This is a genomic window from Atopobium sp. ICM42b (genome assembly GCA_000564995.1).
In the GTDB taxonomy this organism is placed as follows: domain Bacteria; phylum Actinomycetota; class Coriobacteriia; order Coriobacteriales; family Atopobiaceae; genus Lancefieldella.
In genome coordinates, this window is the sequence record JDFH01000014.1 from 89,518 (window position 1) to 108,165 (window position 18,648).

General features: G+C 50.0%; 15 protein-coding genes and 2 tRNA genes. 16 read left to right on the top strand and 1 reads right to left on the bottom strand.

What is annotated here, in order from left to right; genetic code table 11:
* Positions 1–31 precede the first annotated feature (31 nt).
* The 12 genes from HMPREF1493_RS04270 to rplT all read left to right on the top strand — a co-directional run bounded on the left by HMPREF1493_RS04270 (position 32) and on the right by rplT (position 13,212).
* A complete protein-coding gene (locus HMPREF1493_RS04270; protein WP_035428076.1) occupies positions 32–1,336 on the top strand; it encodes a diaminopimelate decarboxylase family protein in 1,305 nt (434 codons plus the stop codon).
* Between the two features lie 15 nt (positions 1,337–1,351).
* Positions 1,352–2,245: a 4-hydroxy-tetrahydrodipicolinate synthase gene (gene dapA / locus HMPREF1493_RS04275; protein WP_035428077.1), complete on the top strand. Its 894-nt coding sequence runs from the start codon at positions 1,352–1,354 to the stop codon at positions 2,243–2,245.
* Positions 2,238–2,954 (top strand): 4-hydroxy-tetrahydrodipicolinate reductase, encoded by a 717-nt coding sequence (gene dapB / locus HMPREF1493_RS04280; RefSeq protein WP_035428078.1) that lies wholly within the window; start codon positions 2,238–2,240, stop codon positions 2,952–2,954. The genes dapA and dapB overlap by 8 nt, the downstream gene beginning before the upstream one ends.
* 54 nt (positions 2,955–3,008) lie before the next feature.
* The gene (gene dapD, locus HMPREF1493_RS04285; RefSeq protein WP_035428080.1) at positions 3,009–3,710 is read left to right on the top strand and encodes a 2,3,4,5-tetrahydropyridine-2,6-dicarboxylate N-acetyltransferase; all 702 of its coding nucleotides are present in this window, start codon (positions 3,009–3,011) and stop codon (positions 3,708–3,710) included.
* Between the two features lie 10 nt (positions 3,711–3,720).
* The gene (gene tgt, locus HMPREF1493_RS04290) at positions 3,721–4,938 is read left to right on the top strand and encodes a tRNA guanosine(34) transglycosylase Tgt (protein WP_035428081.1); all 1,218 of its coding nucleotides are present in this window, start codon (positions 3,721–3,723) and stop codon (positions 4,936–4,938) included.
* Between the two features lie 217 nt (positions 4,939–5,155).
* Positions 5,156–8,518, top strand: a complete 3,363-nt coding sequence (gene recJ / locus HMPREF1493_RS04295; RefSeq protein ID WP_035428083.1) for a single-stranded-DNA-specific exonuclease RecJ — start codon at positions 5,156–5,158, stop codon at positions 8,516–8,518.
* On the top strand, positions 8,511–10,856 hold the full coding sequence (locus HMPREF1493_RS04300) for a RelA/SpoT family protein (RefSeq protein WP_084058331.1): 2,346 nt from the start codon (positions 8,511–8,513) through the stop codon (positions 10,854–10,856). Before recJ ends, HMPREF1493_RS04300 begins: the two co-directional genes overlap by 8 nt.
* Positions 10,849–11,622: an MBL fold metallo-hydrolase gene (locus HMPREF1493_RS04305; RefSeq protein WP_084058333.1), complete on the top strand. Its 774-nt coding sequence runs from the start codon at positions 10,849–10,851 to the stop codon at positions 11,620–11,622. Before HMPREF1493_RS04300 ends, HMPREF1493_RS04305 begins: the two co-directional genes overlap by 8 nt.
* A gap of 73 nt (positions 11,623–11,695) precedes the next feature.
* Positions 11,696–11,779 (top strand) — tRNA-Leu (locus tag HMPREF1493_RS04310).
* A 248-nt stretch (positions 11,780–12,027) separates the two neighbouring features.
* Complete coding sequence (infC, locus tag HMPREF1493_RS04315) at positions 12,028–12,609, top strand: translation initiation factor IF-3 (protein ID WP_035428086.1); 582 nt, start codon at positions 12,028–12,030, stop codon at positions 12,607–12,609.
* 1 nt (position 12,610) lies between these two features.
* Positions 12,611–12,811: a 50S ribosomal protein L35 gene (rpmI, locus tag HMPREF1493_RS04320; RefSeq protein ID WP_012808612.1), complete on the top strand. Its 201-nt coding sequence runs from the start codon at positions 12,611–12,613 to the stop codon at positions 12,809–12,811.
* A gap of 41 nt (positions 12,812–12,852) precedes the next feature.
* Complete coding sequence (rplT, locus tag HMPREF1493_RS04325) at positions 12,853–13,212, top strand: 50S ribosomal protein L20 (RefSeq protein ID WP_035428088.1); 360 nt, start codon at positions 12,853–12,855, stop codon at positions 13,210–13,212.
* Positions 13,213–13,744: 532 nt separating this feature from the next.
* Here rplT and HMPREF1493_RS04330 read toward each other — a convergent pair.
* Positions 13,745–14,947, bottom strand: coding sequence for a glycosyltransferase family 4 protein (locus HMPREF1493_RS04330; protein WP_051479340.1), 1,203 nt, complete (start codon positions 14,945–14,947; stop codon positions 13,745–13,747).
* A gap of 463 nt (positions 14,948–15,410) precedes the next feature.
* Between HMPREF1493_RS04330 and HMPREF1493_RS04340 the strand changes: the two genes are divergently transcribed.
* The 4 genes from HMPREF1493_RS04340 to HMPREF1493_RS04355 all read left to right on the top strand — a co-directional run bounded on the left by HMPREF1493_RS04340 (position 15,411) and on the right by HMPREF1493_RS04355 (position 18,608).
* Positions 15,411–15,486, top strand: a tRNA-Ala gene (locus HMPREF1493_RS04340).
* Between the two features lie 81 nt (positions 15,487–15,567).
* Positions 15,568–16,596 carry a radical SAM protein gene (locus HMPREF1493_RS04345; protein WP_035428093.1) on the top strand — a complete coding sequence of 343 codons (1,029 nt, stop codon included), beginning with the start codon at positions 15,568–15,570 and terminating at the stop codon, positions 16,594–16,596.
* Between the two features lie 2 nt (positions 16,597–16,598).
* Complete coding sequence (locus tag HMPREF1493_RS04350) at positions 16,599–17,051, top strand: hypothetical protein (protein WP_051485264.1); 453 nt, start codon at positions 16,599–16,601, stop codon at positions 17,049–17,051.
* Between the two features lie 60 nt (positions 17,052–17,111).
* Positions 17,112–18,608 (top strand): nicotinate phosphoribosyltransferase, encoded by a 1,497-nt coding sequence (locus HMPREF1493_RS04355; protein ID WP_035428094.1) that lies wholly within the window; start codon positions 17,112–17,114, stop codon positions 18,606–18,608.
* Positions 18,609–18,648 lie beyond the last annotated feature (40 nt).

Consider the following 18,648-nt stretch of genomic DNA (forward strand, 5'->3'; position numbering starts at 1 on the left):
GTGTATTGCGCCCCCAATTTGAGGGGGAGCTTTGAGTAAGAAACCGTTTGTTTCTGTAGATGCCCTAGAGGCAATCACTAAGACGTATCCAACGCCATTTCACCTGTATAACAAGGAAGAGATTGTTCGCCGAGCAAAGCTTTTACAAGAGGCTTTTAGCTGGAACGCTGGATTTAAAGAGTACTTTGCGGTGAAGGCTACGCCAAATCCATACATTGTGAAGTTGCTTGCAGAGCTTGGTTGTGGCTGTGACTGTGCAAATGCCACAGAGCTCACCCTAGCAAAAGCCTGTGGAGTTACCGGCCAAAACATTATGCTCTCGTCAAATGACACTACGGTGCTTGACTTTGCTCGTGCTCATGAGCTGGGAGCTATTATTAACTTAGACGCTGGCGGCGACATGCTTGCAACGCTTGAAGAAGCGGTGGGAAGCAACATGCCGCAGGTCATGTGCGCACGCCTTAATCCTGGTGGTGTGTTTGAGTCGCAAAACGGCATTATTGGAAATCCCGATGATGCTAAGTTTGGAATGACAGAAGAGCAGCTATTCCAGACGTTCGCGTATCTTAAAACCAAAGGCGTGACTGAGTTTGGCCTCCATGCCTTCCTAGCTAGTAACGCTCAAGAGGAAGATTACTATCCAAACCTTGCGCGCGTCCTTTTTGAGCTTGCCGTTAAGCTGCACAGAGAGCTTGATACTCATATTGGATTTATCGATCTTTCTGGTGGCATTGGTGTGGCGTATGAGCCAGATCAGGTTGAGCCTGACGTCTTGGCCATTGGTCAGGGTGTAAAGCGTGCCTTTGAAGAGGTCTTAGTTCCTGCTGGTATGGGAGACGTTGCCATTTACACCGAGCTTGGACGCTGGCTTTTGGGTCCTGCTGGCGCACTTGTTACTCGCGTCTTGCACCAGAAAGAGACGTATCGTCACTACCTTGGTGTAGACGCTTGCGCGGCAAACCTTATGCGACCCGCAATCTATGACGCCTACCACCACATCACCGTTATGGGTAAAGAGGATGTTCCCGCAACACATACGTACAACGTTGTAGGCGGACTTTGCGAGAATAACGATCAGTTTGCAAAGAACCGCCAGCTCCCAGAGGTGTCCGTGGGTGACCTTTTGTTCATCCACGATACGGGCGCTCATGGTTTCTCGATGGGCTATAACTACAATGGCCGTCTGCGCTCCGCTGAGCTGCTGCTTCTAGAAGACGGATCCGTGCAGCTTATTCGCCGCGCTGAGACAGAAGCCGATTACTTTGCAACGCTTGCATTTGATGGCTCCGATTTTTCTGATCTTGCACAACAAACAACTACAAACACCACACATTAGAGGGCGAGAAAAACTATGGACATGAAAAATTTGACTGGTGCAATCACCGCTTTAGTAACCCCATTTGATGCTCAGGGAAATGTTGACTTCGAGGCACTTGAGCGCTTTGTAGACTTCCAGATTGAGCAGGGAATTGACGGCATTCTCGCTCTTGGTACCACTGGCGAGTCCTCAACCATGACAGATGAGGAGGACATCGAGGTAGTTAAGGCAATCCTTGCCAGAGCTCAGGGCAAAGTTCCTGTTATTGGCGGTGCTGGCTCCAACTCTTCTGCTGAGTCTTTGCGCAAAGCAGAGGCTCTAGAGAAGGCGGGTGTTGATGGTCTGCTTCTGATTACTCCTTACTACAACAAGAGTAACGAAGAGGGCATCTACCAGCACTTCTCGTATGTACTCGACCGCGTTGATGTTCCTTGTATTTTGTATAACATTCCTGGTAGAACGGGCTGCTCAATTTCTGAGCGCAATGTTCAGAGGCTTGCGGCACATCCAAATGCATGGGGCATTAAAGAGGCTTCTGGAGATATTTCATACGCAACAAAGGTTGCTCGTTATCTGAGCGATGATTTTACTATGTGGTCTGGAAATGACGACATGATTGTGCCGCTGCTTTCTCTTGGCGCTTCTGGTGTTATTTCTGTTTGGTCTAACCTTGATCCAAAGATGGTTCATGACCTGGTTACTGCGTGGCACCGCGGAGAGGTCTCTCTTGCCCGTGAGCTTCAGCTTCAGTATCTTGACCTGGTTCACGCCCTCTTCTGCGAGGTTAATCCAATTCCTGTTAAGGCCGCTCTGGCTCGTATGGGACTTATGGAAGAAAATTATCGTCTACCTTTGTGGAAGATGACTGATGAGCACGCCGAGGTGCTTGAAAACGCTATGAGAAAGGCTGGTCTTCTTGATGCCTAGTGCAGTAGTAATTGGTACCGGCAAGATGGGAAAGCTCATTGAGCAAACCCTGATTGCTCACGGCTTTGAGGTACTTGGTGCGTTTGGTCACGAGAATATCAATCAGCTAAGCTCCGTTGCACAGACGCCTGATGTGGTTGTGGATTTCTCTGGCGTTGCTGCTTTTGAGGCTGTTGTCGGCTTTGTGCGTGAGCGCGGGTGCGCACTTGTTTCTGGTACCACGGGTTTCTCGCCAGAGCAGCTTTCAGAGTTGAAGCAGCTGGGGGAGAGCGTGCCGGTGATTCACGCGGCAAACTATTCGGTGGGCGTTGCCGTGTTGAGACGCGCGGTAGCTATGGCTGCTGAGGCGCTTGATGGCTGGGATACCGAGATTGTGGAGACGCACCACAACCAGAAGGTTGACGCTCCATCTGGTACAGCAAAGCTGCTGCTTGCTGCTATTGATCCAGAGGGAACTCGCCCGGTTGTTTCTGGTCGCGAGGGTTTCTGTGGAGCTCGCACCAAAGATGAGATTGGCGTGTTTGCACTCAGAGGCGGCACGGTGGCTGGCACTCATGAGGTGCATTTCTTTGGACAGGATGAGGAAGTATGTCTGACTCATCGTGCAACGTCTCGTCAGATTTTTGTGAACGGTGCCGTTGCGTGCGCTGAAAAATTGCTTACAAAAGCTCCAGGTTTCTATACCTTTGAAGAGTTGATTTTTGGATAACCGCATGTGCTGGCTTATATAGGTCAGCATCTGTTTGATTGAGAAAGGACGTGCATGGACGCCCAGGAAATTATTAATTACATTGCTACTTCAGAGAAGAAAACTCCCGTTAAGCTCTACGTCAAAGAGCGTGAGGGCGCTTCTGTGTCGTATGGCTCTTCTCGCGTGTATGGTGAGGGCAACTCAAAGGTAGTCTTTGGCGATTGGTCCGAGCTCAAGAGTGTTGTTGAGCAGAATGCAGACGCATTTGAGTATTTTGATATCGAGAATGACCGTCGTAACTCAGGTGTTCCTCTGCTGAATATGAAGGACGTAAACGCACGTATTGAGCCAGGTGCACTGATTCGTGAGCGCGTTGAGATTGGTAACAATGCCGTCATTATGATGGGTGCTGTTATTAATATTGGTGCTGTTATTGGTGAGGGCACCATGATTGACATGGGCGCTGTTCTGGGTGGACGTGCAACCGTTGGTAAGAACTGCCACATTGGTGCCGGCACTGTTCTTGCTGGTGTTGTTGAGCCTGCATCTGCTACGCCAGTTATTGTTGAGGATAACGTCCTTATTGGCGCAAATGCCGTGGTTATCGAGGGCATTCGCGTTGGAGAGGGCGCTGTTGTCGCAGCAGGTGCTGTGGTAGTTGAGGACGTTCCAGCAAACGCTGTGGTAGCGGGATGTCCTGCACGTGTGATAAAAATGAAGGACCAGAAAACAGAGGGCAAGACAGCTTTGGTTGACGCTCTCCGCACGTTGTAATCGAGGTTACATGCCAGACGGCTCCAAAAAAGCACAGGGTTTTACCACCAACATTTCCTGCGTACACACAGAAAATTGGGCAGAGAAAAAAGAAGATTCTTGGTTTACCTACGAACTTCTCGCCGAAGATCCTAAGACGCACGCACGCGCCGGCATCTTCCATACTCCTCATGGTGATATTCCAACGCCTATTTTTATGCCGGTTGGTACTAAGGCAACCGTTAAAGGTTTGATGACCGATACCGTTCGTGACCTTGGCGCCAAAATTATTCTGGCAAATACGTACCATCTGTCTCAGCGCCCAGGAGATGAGCTGGTTGCACAGATGGGTGGCTTGCATGACTTTATGCAGTGGCATGGACCAATTCTGACGGATTCAGGCGGATTCCAGGTCTTTAGTCACGAGGAGTTCATGAAGCTCTCTGACGAGGGCGTTAAATTCCGTGCAGTAGATTACGATGGCGCATGGTCGTACTGGACGCCAGAAACTAATATGCAGATTGCGCAGAACCTTGGTGCAGACATTGTTATGCAGCTTGATCAGTGCGTAGGCTATCCTGCCGGGCGCAGAAAAGTTGAGCGCGGAGTTGAGCTTTCAAGCGCATGGGCCGAAAGGTGCTTTAAGGCTCATACCCGTCCTGATCAGGCGCTCTTTGGCATTGTTCAGGGCGGCATGCATCTTGATTTGCGCAAGCGCTCCATTGAGCACCTTGAGTCGATTGGCGATTTCCCTGGTTATGGCATTGGTGGCTATTCCGTTGGAGAGCCTCACGAGGTCATGTTTGAGACGCTGGCGCCACTTTGCGCCGATTACATGCCTCGCAATAAGCCTCGCTACCTGATGGGCGTTGGTAATCCATCCACGCTGATCCGCGGTGTTGCTTGTGGCATTGATATGTTTGACTGCGTGCTTCCAACGCGCACCGCACGTATGGGTACCGCGTTTTCCCATGAGGGTCGCATGAACCTCAAGAACGCAAAGTACTTTGCAGATGCAGGCCCTATTGATGCCAAGTGCACCTGTCCTGTCTGTACGGGCGGATATTCTCGCGCATATATCAATCACCTGGTTAAACAGCACGAGATGCTGGGCGGTCAGCTGCTTTCTATGCACAATATTTACTTCTTGCTTGAGCTGATGCGTCAGGCACGAGAAGCAATTCTTGCAGGTACCTACAGCGATTTTGTTGAGGAGTGGGAAAACTCTGACGGCGTGGTTGATTTCTAAGTTCGCCTGGCGAGAACCCCGTCTTCTTGATAGCCCTGCGCAAGCAACTTTGATAGCCCTGCGCAAGCAACCTTGATTTAAATTTTTTATGACTAGCTCACTAATTTGTGGGCTAGTCATTTTTTGTCCGGTGACACGGGTAGAATGAAAGAGATAAACATTCGCGGGCGCCCGAGGTGCCCCTGGCTGGCTCTGCCGCCACAGAAAAGAGGACATGATGCCCGGCATCGAGAAAAGCACTCGTTGGAGTGTTCTTACACAAGACGTATATCTAGAGTCGCTGTTTAAAAAAGAATTGCACGTTACGCCACTTGTTGCTCGTGTATTAGTAGCACGTGGATTCACTGATGTAGCCACAGCTCAAGAGTTTCTCTCGCCGTCCTTGCAAAGGGATTGGCTTAATCCACAGTGTATTCCTGGAATGGCTGAGGTTGCCGCCCACGTTCATAAGGCAATTGTTGAGCATAAAAAGATTGCCGTTTTTGGTGATTTTGATGTTGATGGAATGAGTTCAACGTGTTTGCTTACTCTGGCTTTACGTCGATTGGGAGCAGATGTTTTGCCGTATATTCCGCATCGTTTTGGTGAGGGATACGGACTTTCTAAAGAGGCTCTTGCAAGAGTTTTGCAAGATAGAAAGCCAGATTTAATTATTACGGTAGACAATGGCATTGCTGCCGCTCAAGAGGTTGCTTGGCTTTTGCAGCAGGGGATTGATGTTGTTGTTACCGATCATCATGAGCCCGCAGATCTGGTGCCCCAGGGTGTTCCAGTCACTGATCCAAAGCTTGTTGAAGATTGTCCTTCTAGAGAGCTTGCTGGTGCAGGCGTTGCCCTTAAGCTGGTGCAGGTTTTAGGGCAGCTTCAAGATCAGCCTCAGCTTTGGCTTGATTATATTGATGTTGCCATGTTGGGCACACTGTCTGACATGATGATGCTCAACAAAGAGAATCGTGCGCTGGTCTCTGAAGGTGTTAAGCGTCTCCAGAAAGGTCTTCGTCCAGGTCTTGTGGCTCTAGCTGCTGTTGCTGGTCAAGATATTGCCCAGATTTCTGCAGATAATCTGCCGTTTTCTATTATTCCTCGCCTTAATGCAGCAGGGCGCATGGGTACTACTGATATTGCGCTTGACCTTCTTCTTACAGAAGACGCTGAAGAGGCAACCATTCTTGCTGGAAAACTAGAAGAGATTAATGCCGAGCGTCGTGCTATTGAGGCAAAGCTTACCGATGAGGCACTTGAGCAGGCAAAAGAAATTTACGATGGCGGCCACGCAATTGTGCTTGCCAAAGAGGGTTGGCATGAGGGCGTAAAGGGCATTGTTGCTTCAAGAATTGTTAATCGCTATCACGTGCCTTGCATTCTGTTTACCATCCAAGACGGCGTAGCTCGCGGTTCTGGCCGCTCTGTTGGCTCCGTTGATTTATTTCACGCCGTTGAACAGTGTGCAGACCTTACTGTCCGTTTTGGTGGCCACCAAGGAGCCGTTGGCGTAACGGTAGAAACAGCAAAGATTGACGCATTCAGAAAGCGTTTATCAAAGGTTATGGCAGAGCTTCCAGAAGAAGAGTTTGAGGCTTCAGGAGAAGTTACAGCACTAGTAAACCTAGATGAAATCACCATCAACTCTATCGACGCGCTTGAGGCATTGCAGCCATTTGGTCAGGGTAATAAAAAGCCGCTCTTTGGCGTCAAGGGTGTAGTGATGAAGAATCGCTCGCGCGTTGGCGCAGGCGGAGCTCATCTTTGCTTTATGGCTTCAAATGGTATTTCTTCAATTTCATCCATCATGTTTAGAACGCCTCATGTTGAGGCGGCAGCTGAGTATGACGGAGCTGTTGATTTGATTTTTGAAGCAGTTAACGAGACCTGGCAGGGCAGAACTAAGCCAAAACTCATGGTCAGAGATATTCTCTACAGAGACTTTACCGATGAAGATGACGGCCCCATTGAAGCAGATCTTCTCGGCAGCGCTGCTGACTTGCCCCTTGTGGTTACCAAGGAGACTACAGAGGCTGATGAGGCCTCCCAAGAACAGGCGCAGCAAAAGCGCCATGAGCTGGAGAGTCTTTCTTCTGAGGATCTCACTCAGACCTTGGTCACGTCCATGATTGGTTCAAGAGAGCTCTTGCCTCTGCAAAAGAAAACACTAGAGGTTCTCTCTCAAGGAACGTCTTGTCTCTCTGTCATGGCAACAGGTAGAGGTAAATCGCTTATCTTCCAGGTTCATGCTGCTCGTGTTGCGTTGCTGCAACATAAAATGAGCGTGTTTGTCTATCCGCTGCGTGCCCTCATTAACGACCAGGTTCAAAGCATAAAAAACACCTTTGAGCCTCTAGGAATTTCTGTCGAGGTACTCAATGGAGAAACAGACCTTTCCAGCCGAGAAGACCTGTTTGCTCGCATGACAAACAATGAGCTTGATATTGTGCTGACTACTCCAGAGTTCTTCTCGCTCCACGCTGATCAATTTGCCAAGGCGCAAAACATCTCATTTGTAGTGTTTGACGAGGCACATCATGTGGGCATGAATGCTTCTGAGGGTAGACTTGCTTATGCACAAATGCCACAGGTACTAAAGATGCTTGGGAGTCCGCAGGTACTTGCCACAACAGCTACGGCTACCACGCAGTCAGCTCAGAACATCTGTGAGCTTCTCTCCATTGAAGCAGAGCATGTATACAAAGATAAAACGGCTCGTACTAACCTTGAACTCAAGGACCTTCGCGGTGCTAAGGATAGGGAATGTGCGCTGCTTTCTCTTGTGTCAGATGGCACAAAAACGGTTGTCTACGTCAATTCAAGGGAGCAAGCGCAGGCACTGACGCGTATGTTGCGCCATCGTATTCCAGAACTTGGTCATAAGATTGCGTTCTATCATGCGGGTCTAACGCCTCAGATACGCAAGAACGTTGAACGCGCTTTTAGGCGTGGAGACGTTTGTTGCATCATTGCTACCAGTGCGTTTGGCGAGGGTGTCAACATCTCCGATATTCGCCAGGTTATCCTATATCACCTGCCGTTTGGTCGCGTTGCGTTCAATCAGATGAGCGGACGTGCAGGTAGAGACGGTAAGCCTTCTAAAATCCAGATGCTATTTGATGCGCATGATATGCGTGTGAACGAGCGCATTCTTTCTTCTCATGCACCACAGCGAGAAGCCCTGGTTGCTGTCTATCGTGCTCTTACAGCGCTACAGTCAAAGCTTAGTGCACAGACAGCTGATTCAATGCTCACTGATGAAGACATTGCGCAGATGGCGCTAGAAATTGACCCACGATCTAAGGCTGACGAGCAAACCGTTCGTGTTGCACTTGACGTTTTTGCTGAGCTAGGGTTTATTAGCATTGAGGGATTTGATCAAACGAGAACAATTTCCGTCAATAGTCAAGCTTCGCACATGGACTTGCTGGAGTCTGCACGCTACGCTGAGGGGCTTAAAGCGCACGCTGAGTTTGAATCATTTGCTCAGTGGGTACTTTCTGCTTCACCAGAAGAGCTGGCAGATGCTATAACAAAACCCATCGTTCCAGAAATTGGTTCAACGTTTGATGGGGGAAGGGAGTCCTCTGATGAGTGACGAGAGGACCAAAAAAGAAGCTAAGGCGCCAGGCGCAGATAATTACCGCCTGCTTGAGGGAGCTGTGCGCACGTATCTGCCTGAGGAGGCTCAGGCAAAGATTGCTGCTGCGTATGCCTTTGCTGCTAACTATCACAAAGACCAGCGTCGTCGTTCCGGCGAGCCTTATATCAACCACCCAGTTGAGGTAGCCCTTATTCTTGCGCACGATCTTCACATGGATGAAGACACCATCTGCGCTGCTCTTATGCACGATACCGTAGAAGATACGTCTGCTTCACTAGATGAAATCTCTTCTCGCTTTGGTGAGTCAGTTGCAGAGCTTGTTGATGGCGTCACAAAACTTACGTCTATTGAGGTCAGCTCAATGGACGAGAAACAGGCACTTAACCTGCGCAAAATGTTCCTTGCCATGTCAAAAGACATTCGCGTCGTTATCATCAAGCTGGCTGACCGCCTCCATAACATGCGTACGTTGGCAGCACTTCCACCAGATCGTCGCTTGTTCAAGGCGCGAGAAACCATGGATGTGTATGCACCACTTGCTGACCGCTTAGGTATCTCTTCGGTTAAGTGGGAGCTTGAGGATTTGTCTTTCTTCTGGCTTGAACCAGAGGAGTACCAGCGTGTTGCTCGCATGGTATCTGACTCTCGTGCACAAAGAGAGAATGACCTTAACAACGCTAAGAAGACTCTGACTGATGAGCTTAATGCTGCCGGTCTTACTGACTTCCAGATTACGGGACGCCCTAAGCACCTGTGGTCCATTTATCAAAAGATGGTCCGCAAGGGCAGAGAGTTCTCCAACATCTACGATCTTATCGCTCTGCGTGTTATTACTAAAAACGTAGGCGATTGCTATTCAGCACTTGGCGCTATCCATGCGCTATGGCATCCAATGCCTGGTCGTTTTAAGGACTATATTGCAACGCCAAAGGCAAATCTCTATCAGTCTTTGCACACAACGGTCATTGGCCCTGATGGTCGCCCTATTGAGATTCAGATTAGAACTGCCGAGATGCATGAGGCATCTGAGTACGGTATTGCTGCTCACTGGCTGTATAAGGAGCAGGGCAATTCAAAGGGCAAGATGTCCTCTGAAGACAAGCTTATTGATTCAACTATCAACTGGATTCGCCGCAGTCTTGACTGGGCCGTTGAAGACGATATTGACGATCCCCACGAGTTCTTGGATAACTTGCGCGTAGACCTCTTTGAGCATGAGATTTTTGTTTTCACCCCAAAGGGCGAGGTCATGAGCTTGCGTGTCAATTCAACACCTCTGGACTTTGCTTACGCTGTTCACACCGAGGTGGGCAATCACTGTGTTGGTGCGCGCGTTAATGGCTCCGTAGTTCCACTGACGCATACGCTTCAGATGGGTGACCGCATTGAGATTTTGACTAACAAGAACGCTCGCCCTTCTCGCGACTGGATGACGCTGGTAAAAACGCCGTCTGCACGTGCAAAGATCCGCAAGTATTTCTCGCAAGAGAACAAGTCTGACGATGCTGAACGCGGTCGTTCTGAGCTTGCAAAAGAGCTACGTAAGCGTGGCTATGGCATCAGCGCTACGCGTACGGTTAAGGCGCTTGATCAGCTCACCGAGCAGTTTGATTATCGCAGCGTAGATGACCTGTTTGCGGGAATTGGTGCAGGTAATCAGTCTGCTAAGCAGGTTGTTAATCGCGTGAGTGAAATATTAGAGGAGAAAAATCCCGAGGTTGTTACTGAGCAAGAGCGTAACGCGGCGCGCCTTCAGGAGAAGAACAAGGCAATTGCAAACGATCAGCCTTTGGTTCGCTCCTACGTTATTTCTCGTACCGCCAAAGGTAGTCGTCCCAAGAAGTCTAACTGCGGCGTTGTGGTAAACGGCGATCCAGATTTGCTTGTTCATCTGGCGCATTGCTGCAATCCTGTTGCGGGTGACGATATTGTGGGCTTCATTACACGCGGTCGCGGTGTGTCTGTTCATCGCGCCAATTGCCCTAACGTTAAAGACCTGCTCAACGACCCAAAGCGTATCATCCCCGTTTCTTGGGATGCCAGCGGCGCTACTGAGTTTAGGGTAGAGATTGTCGTTGAGGCAACGGACCGTATGGGCCTTCTTAAGGACGTCACGGTTGCGCTGTCTGACGCGGGTGCAAACATTCTTTCTGCAGCTACACAAGTGGGTGAGCAGGGCGTAGTACGTATGCGTTTCTTGGTTTCTATCTCTGATACCAGCTTGCTTGATACCTTATTTGCATTTGTAACTCGCGTGCCTTCTGTCTACGACGCTCGTCGTATTATGCCAGGTGAAGGCGCTAATCAGATGAGAAGGAGACTCTATGGCTAATCAAAATGAGGGCTGCTCTTGCGGCCATAATCACGAGGAAGAGCACGGCCACGGTGGCTGCTGCGGTCATCATGGCGAGCATGGCCATGGTGAGCACGGTCATGGCGGTTGCTGCGGCCATCACGGCCACGGTGGTTGCCATCACGCAAAAGACCAGATTGGAGTCTTTAAAGTAGGTCCTCTTGAGACTAACTGCTACATTTACGTTTCTGGTAATGAGTGCATGATTATTGATGCTGGTGCATCGGGTGCAGAGATTGCTGCACAGCTCTTGAACCTTGAGCTTAAGTACATTGTTGCTACTCACGGCCATGCTGATCATGTTGGCGGCGTTAAGGCTTTGAAGCTTGCTGTGCCTGGCGCTCAGTACCTCATCAACGAAGCAGATAATGAGCTTGCACAGAGGGCTCATAACTCAAACGAGATTTATGATGATGCTCCAGAGCCAGACGGTTTTCTCCACGAGGGAGATATTCTGACCATTGGAACTGCACAGTTCAAGATTATGGAAACTCCTGGTCACACTCCTGGTGGCATTGTTTTGGTGGGTGAGGGAACTGCTACTGGCGCCGTTTTTGTAGGCGATACGCTTTTCCAGGGCTCTGCAGGAAGAACAGACCTTCCAGGCGGCAACTTTGAGACACTTAAGGCTTCTTTGAACCGTATCAAGACAGAGCTTGATCCAACCTCCATTATTTTGTCAGGACATGGAAATCAAACGTCTCTTGAGGCAGAGATAGCAACTAACCCTTTCTTACAGGATTAAATCAGCTATAACTTTGATGATTTAGCAAGACAGATTTGCATAGGTGCGGTATAGTACCTATGCAAACTTTTTAGCCCGAGTGGCGGAATGGCAGACGCGGAGGTCTCAAAAACCTTTGAGGAAACTCGTGTGGGTTCAAGTCCCACCTCGGGCACCAGCTAAAAGTTTAAGCTAGATGTGAATTTCTCGTCATATCTAACTTGGTACTTGTAATGTCTTCTTGTTAGAGGTAACCTTACAAGGTACTTTTGAAGCGGGATTGAACGTGAGTCCCCACCTACACAGCGCAAAAGCAGCTGTCTGGTCAGACAATTTAACCTTCGCACTCTACCTGTGCGTATTGTCTCCCAGTTGCTTGTGCACTGGGTTTTTTATTGTCGGACAAGCAATTGTCCAAGAGGGAAGGTGTACAAGATAGCCAAGAACGATGGTCCTCGCATTAATGAGGAAATCACTGCTCGTACGTGCCGTCTTATTGACGCTGATGGTAGTCAGCTTGGTCTTTTTGGCGTCAATGATGCAATGAAGAGAGCTCGTGAGCACGGTCTTGATCTCGTAGAGATTGCTCCAAATGCCGAGCCTCCTGTATGCAAGATTCTTGATTACAGTAAGTTCAAGTATGAGCAGGCTCGCAAGGCCAAGGCAGCTCGCAAGAACCAGGTCAAGATCGAAGTCAAAGAGATGAAGTTCCGCCCAAAGATTGATGTGGGCGATTACGAGACCAAGAAGGGTCACGTACTGCGCTTCCTCAAGAAGGGAGCACGCGTCAAGATCACCATCATGTTCCGTGGACGCGAGATGGCTCACCCAGAGCAGGGCCGTATTGTACTTGATCGCCTTGCTGAAGATTTGAAGCCTTTTGCCACAATTGAGCAGAAACCGCTCATTGAAGGCCGTAACATGCACATGCTCGTTGCTCCAATCAAGGGAGCGTTTGACGAGAAGCCCGAGGGTGCTGAGGATGGCACCACACAGGAGGAGAAGTAGTATGCCTAAGATGAAGACGCACAAGGGTTCGGCTAAGCGTTTCCGCCGCACCGGTACTGGCAAGATTATGCGTGCTAAGGCTTTTAAGAGCCACATTCTTACCAAGAAGTCCCAGAAGCGTATCCGTGGCTTCCGTAAAGAAGCTGTTCTTTCCGCTGGCGATGCAGCAGTAGTTTCTCAGCGTATGGGCGCTAAGAACTAAGCGCGCCACCCACCAGATCAAATAACAAGGAGTGATTAGATATGGCAAGAGTTAAGCGCGCAGTTGCTGGTCGCAAGAAGCGTCAGACGCTCGTCGAGCGCACAAAGGGTTATTACGGAACTTCCTCTCGTACCTTCCGTGGTATGAAGGAGCAGGCACAGCATTCTGGTCAGTATGCTTACCGTGACCGTCGTAACAAGAAGCGTGATTTCCGCGCACTGTGGATTCAGCGTATCAACGCTGCAGCACGCATCAACGACCTTTCTTACAGCAAGTTCATGCACGGCCTCAAGCTCGCTGGTGTTGAGCTTGACCGCAAGGTTCTCGCAGAGATTGCTTACTCTGACGAGCAGGGCTTCGCAGATCTTGCAGAGATCGCTAAGAAGGCTCTCGCTGAGTAACCTCAGTTTGAGGCTTCAGCCAAGCGATTTCTTCGCAGCTAGATAGCTACACCCCGTACATCCCGGATGTGCGGGGTTTTCTTTTGGCAAAAAACTGGTTGCGCACATGGTGTTCCGTTGAGGTCCTGGCGAGCCTGATTTTCTCGCCATGTCTGAGCAATTTGCCGGAAAAGTACATGAAGTCTGAGTAGTTTTGCCGGTTTTTCTCGCCATGTCTGAGTAAATTCACTCAGACATGATGCAGCTTTCAGGCTCAAAAATTCTAGGGCCACGTAGTCTATCTTTCATGCGCCTGATTTCTGCAAAGAATCTGTAAATTTTGCCTAAAAATGCAAAAGAAACTGTGGATTTGCCTGATTTTGTCAAAGAATCTGTATCTAAAGTACAGATTCTTTGCACTTTTTAGGCGCGTGCGTTGTTATGGAGTACCTGGCGAGAAACCCGTGCAGCCGCAGCCGCAGCCGCAGCCACAGCTCACGTAAACGAAACCGCGAGTTCACGGAAAGTTGGCTTGCGAGCATCCGTTTCCAGCTTATTCGCTCTTGTGGTCTCTGTGAATGAGTTCTTCGATGTGCTCGTGTTCTTCTTCGTGGAGCTGCTTAATCTCTTCATCGAAGCCTGGATCTTTAGGGGTAATGAGTTCATCTTCACCAGTCTTTGGATCAGTATGGTGAAGCAGAACAGGCTCAAAGAGGTGCAGGTACTTTGCAAAGAAAGCAGACATAGTAAGTAGCATGACAAAAATTGCAATACGAGGCAGCGTATTGACCTGCGTCATAATGAGCGAGCCAACGCACAGAAGGGCAGTCCAACCGTACATCAAAAGTACCGCTTGGCGCTGATTATAACCGTGAGCCATTAAGCGGTGATGGATGTGTCCGCGGTCGGCAGTAGCAAAACTGACGTGTGCGCGGGTACGGCGAACAATTGCGGAGAAGGTATCGATGATTGGAATACCTGCAACGACGAGAGGAACAATGATGGTTGTGAGTCCCGCCCAACGAGTGACAGACAAAAGCGAAATTGTTCCCAGAGCAAATCCCAAGGTTAGCGAACCAGAATCGCCCATGAAGATTGTTGCAGGATAGGAGTTGTGAACTAAGAATCCCAGTGTGGTGCCTGCGATTGCTGCACTTAAAAGAGCTGCGTCAAAGCGACCCGCCCAGATAGAAAGCACAAACATAGTGGTAGAGGCAATGCAGGTAATACCTGAAGAAAGTCCGTCAAGGCCGTCGATAAGGTTAATGATGTTGGCGTAAGCAACCAGGTAAATGACAGTTGCTGGATAGGCGAGCCATCCAAGATCCACAAAGCCGTACGCGGAAAACGGATCAACAACGTTACCGATAATCAGACCGCTTGCAGCCGCGATGCTTGCTGCAATTACCTGACCAGCGAGTTTCTGAATAGGCTTGAGAGAAAAAATGTCGTCAAGCAATCCGGTCAAGAAAATTACCGCAAAGGCTGCGCCAACAACCCAAAAATTAACGTTCAGGTAATAGCGAGAAGAAAGCGTAATCTCGGCATGTCCAAGGATTGCTTCAACGCCATAACGCACCAGCATAGCAACGGCTAACCCAAAGAAAATTGCAACGCCGCCCATGCGAGGAATAGGCTTTTTATTGACTCGACGAGCAGAGGGTTTATCGACAACTCCAAGCTTCCAAGCCAGTTGACGAACGGCAGGGGTAATCAGAGCTGAACCAAGACCAGCCGAGAGGAAAACACAAAACATGGTTACCCAGAGGTTCAAGCCGTATACCCTCCAATAAAAAACAGTATTTAACTGCTAAAATCCATACCATTTAATTGTGCTGCTCATTAAAAAACAAGTCAAGACTTTAATCTTTTTATAATCTCTTTATAGTAAGAATTGTCCTTCTCCCGCGGTCTAAACTGGGTGAACCGACAAGTTTTTTCAGGGAGCCTAATCTCGTGTTCAGTACAGGCATCCTTCGTTGTTAAGGAAGCTGGAACGCCCGAGTGCGGCGCCCACCTTATGAAGGTGGGTTCATAGATGACTGCGGGGAAGGATATTTTTCTGCCTCGGTAGCCTGTGTTAAAGCTCTGACGGCTCGCGGAAGAGTTGCGATGGTCTGCGGAAACGCCACGAGCCTCCTCGCAAGCCTACAGCCGCTCATTCCGCCCGCATAATCATTGACATACCTGCCCCTGATTGCCACAATAAGTACCGCAACGGGGATATAGCTCAGTTGGGAGAGCGCTGCCTTCGCAAGGCAGAGGCCGAGGGTTCGAATCCCTTTATCTCCACCATGACTTTGACGCGCGCAGAGACCCTGCGCGTTTTTTATACCACCATCTGCCTGGGCAGATACGACGGGAGGCGAGAAACCCTTGGGTAGTGCACCATCACCTCATGCCCTTACGTTTTCTGCCTACGACGTCTGTGAACTCTGCCCAAGGCGCTGCCATGCTCAAAGAAACGCTGGTAAAGCGGGCCTTTGTGGAGCTTCAAGCACTATTCGTGTGGCTCGTTCAGCGCTGCATTTCTGGGAGGAGCCTCCCATCTCGGGCGAGGCCGGATCAGGCGCAATTTTCTTCACGGGTTGCCCGCTCAGATGCGTGTTCTGTCAGAACCATCAAATCTCGCAAGAAGGTTTTGGCAAGCCAGTCACAACCGAGCGCCTAGCCCAGATGATGCTTGAACTGCAAGCTCAGGGTGCGCTCAACATCAACCTTGTCACTCCCTTGCACTTCTCGCCACACATAATTGAAGCAGTGACGCTGGCAAAAGAAGCGGGACTTACGCTTCCGATTGTGTGTAATACCTCGGGATATGAGTTGCCAGAGGTGGTACAGAAAGTCTCGAGCGTCATTGATATTTGGCTGACGGACGTCAAGTACGCAGATCCCGCGCTGGCAAAAGAGCTCTCGTACGCAGCAGATTATCCAGAGATGTCTATGGCGGCACTTGAGGTTATGCATGACTCAGTGATGAGTCGCGGCGGTCGCAAGCTGGACGACGACGGTCGCATGTTGCAAGGCATCATTGTGCGCCACCTGGTCATGCCCACGCACGCGGACGATTCCTGCGAGGTACTCAACCGCGTCTGGATTCTTTGTCATAATGATGTAGACGTATCAATCATGAATCAGTACACGCCCAACGAGCGCATGCGCGCGGCTGGCGGACCTCTTTCTGGAACGCTTTCTGACGAGGAGTACGAGTTGGTGCTCTGTCATGCGGATGACCTGGGCTTTGAGAACCTGTGGTGGCAGGAGGGTGGAACCGTCTCCGAGAGTTTTGTGCCAGCCTTTGACGCAACAGGCGTTGAGGGTCCCGCGCTCAAGCTTCGCATGGCACACGGAGATGCCGCCAACGACGCCACCACCAGCACCTCCGACACACTAACTGAGGAGTAACCATGTCTGTCGAGAAACCCGAAGAGCTCCAAACCACCCCAGCGCCACAGGCGGCTGCGCTCACGGACGCGGAGCGCGCCGAGCTGGAAGCGCTCCGCGCAGAGAAAGAGCGCAGGGAGCTCGAGGCTCTTCGCGCAGAGAAAGAGCGCGCTGAGCTCGAGGCGCTTCGTGCCGAGAAGACCCGTGCAGCCCAAGCAGAAGCGCTAGCGCAAGTAGAGGCAGCTGCCGCTGAAGATGCTCAGCTTGTTGCAGATCAGCAGCGTGCTGCACGTCAGGCAGTTCAGCAGGAGGCCGAGCAAATTCGTCGCATTCAGGAGCAGCGCGCAAAGGGCCGTGCTCTCATGGAGCCAGACGAGGACGACGAAGACATCAAAATGCCTCTGGGGCAAAAAATTGTTATTGGAACTGTGGTAATTCTCGCAGTTATCTTTGTTGTAAGCCAATTTATTTTGTAGGACTGCTACTCTAGATATATCGTCTCACTGTCAGTTTTTGACCAATCGAAAAGAGCAACTATGTCACTCACTGATCGTACCAAACCCTCAGACGTTAGCCTTAATACAGACTTGTATGAGCTCACGATGGCTCAAGGTTATTGGGAAGCCGGTCTTGTTGATGCAGAGGCATGCTTTACCGCATTCTTCCGCGAGAACCCCTTTAATGGTGGATTTGCAATTTCTTGTGGAACTGGTCAAATTGCTGACTTAGTTGAAAACTTTATCTATGAAGACGACGATATTGACTACCTGGCAAGCATTAACTCTCCTGGTGGCGGTCGTCTCTTTAAGCCAGCGTTCCTTGAGTTTTTGCGTAACCACAAGCTCAATGTAACCATTGATGCAATCCCCGAGGGAGAGCTTGTTTTCCCACGCGAGCCTATGGTCCGCGTTGAGGGTTCCATTGTTGATTGCCAGCTCATTGAGACCGCCCTGCTTAACCTGGTCAACTTCCAGACTTTGGCAGCAACTAAGTGTGCTCGCGTTATCAAGGCTGCTCAGGGCAATCCTGTCTCTGACTTTGGCCTGCGTCGTGCGCAAGGTCCAGATGGTGGCTTGGCAGTTGCTCGTGCTTCCTATATTGCAGGTGCTTCAAGCACTTCAAATGTCCTTGCCGGCAAAATTTATGGCATTCCTGTTTTTGGTACCCATGCACACTCTTGGGTAATGTCGTTTGACTCAGAGCTTGATGCCTTCAGAGCATTTGCAAAGTCCAGTCCAACTAACTGCTCACTTCTGCTTGATACCTATGATGTTCACGAAGGCATCAAGAACGCCATCATTGTGGCAAAAGAGATGGAGGAGCGCGGCGAGCGCTTGAATGCTGTTCGTATTGACTCCGGAGACCTTGCACGCCTTTCTAAGGAAGCTCGCAAGGCTTTTGACGAGGCTGGCCTTCCTTACATCAAGATTTCTGTTTCAAATGATCTTGACGAGTACACCATCCAGTCGCTTTTTGCTCAGGGAGCACCTATTGACGCCTTTGGTGTTGGTACCAAGCTTGCTACCTGCGATCCTCAGCCTTCGCTTGGCGGCGTCTATAAGCTCACCGCTCGTCGTCAGTCTTCCACTGAGCCTTGGACTCCTGTTATCAAGCTGTCTGAGATGGCTTACAAGCGTACCGTCCCAGGCATTCAGCATATTCGCCGCTTCTACGATGCAAACGGCTGCCCTGCAGGCGACATGATTTTTGACCCAGATTACCTGGTAACCAAGAGTCCAGAGTCTAAGGCAACTGTTGTCGACATCATTGACCCGTATTCAACCCACAAGCTTGAAGGAACTTCTCGCGAGCTGATGGTAAGGCTGGTAGAAGGAGGTAAGCGTGTAGGGGAGAGCGAGTCTATTGAGGTTGCTCGCGATCGCTGCCACGCTGCGCTTATGCGCCTGGATGCAGCGTATACACGTTTCTTGAACCCTCAGATTTATCCTGTGGGTCTCGAGCGTGGCCTGGCCAATTTGCGTCATGAACTTGCTGCTCAACATCAGGTAAAATCTTCCGAGGAAACTGAGTAGCCCTTCAGAAGCTACACAACCAACTACGTAATTGCGCTGC

Coding starts and splice junctions, on each gene's coding strand:
- dapA (WP_035428077.1), top strand. CDS start 1,352: ATGGACATGAAAAATTTGACTGGTGCAATCACCGCTTTAGTAACCCCA.
- dapB (WP_035428078.1), top strand. CDS start 2,238: ATGCCTAGTGCAGTAGTAATTGGTACCGGCAAGATGGGAAAGCTCATT.
- dapD (WP_035428080.1), top strand. CDS start 3,009: ATGGACGCCCAGGAAATTATTAATTACATTGCTACTTCAGAGAAGAAA.
- tgt (WP_035428081.1), top strand. CDS start 3,721: ATGCCAGACGGCTCCAAAAAAGCACAGGGTTTTACCACCAACATTTCC.
- recJ (WP_035428083.1), top strand. CDS start 5,156: ATGCCCGGCATCGAGAAAAGCACTCGTTGGAGTGTTCTTACACAAGAC.
- HMPREF1493_RS04300 (WP_084058331.1), top strand. CDS start 8,511: ATGAGTGACGAGAGGACCAAAAAAGAAGCTAAGGCGCCAGGCGCAGAT.
- HMPREF1493_RS04305 (WP_084058333.1), top strand. CDS start 10,849: ATGGCTAATCAAAATGAGGGCTGCTCTTGCGGCCATAATCACGAGGAA.
- rpmI (WP_012808612.1), top strand. CDS start 12,611: ATGCCTAAGATGAAGACGCACAAGGGTTCGGCTAAGCGTTTCCGCCGC.
- rplT (WP_035428088.1), top strand. CDS start 12,853: ATGGCAAGAGTTAAGCGCGCAGTTGCTGGTCGCAAGAAGCGTCAGACG.
- HMPREF1493_RS04330 (WP_051479340.1), bottom strand. CDS start 14,947: ATGTTTTGTGTTTTCCTCTCGGCTGGTCTTGGTTCAGCTCTGATTACC.
- HMPREF1493_RS04350 (WP_051485264.1), top strand. CDS start 16,599: ATGTCTGTCGAGAAACCCGAAGAGCTCCAAACCACCCCAGCGCCACAG.
- HMPREF1493_RS04355 (WP_035428094.1), top strand. CDS start 17,112: ATGTCACTCACTGATCGTACCAAACCCTCAGACGTTAGCCTTAATACA.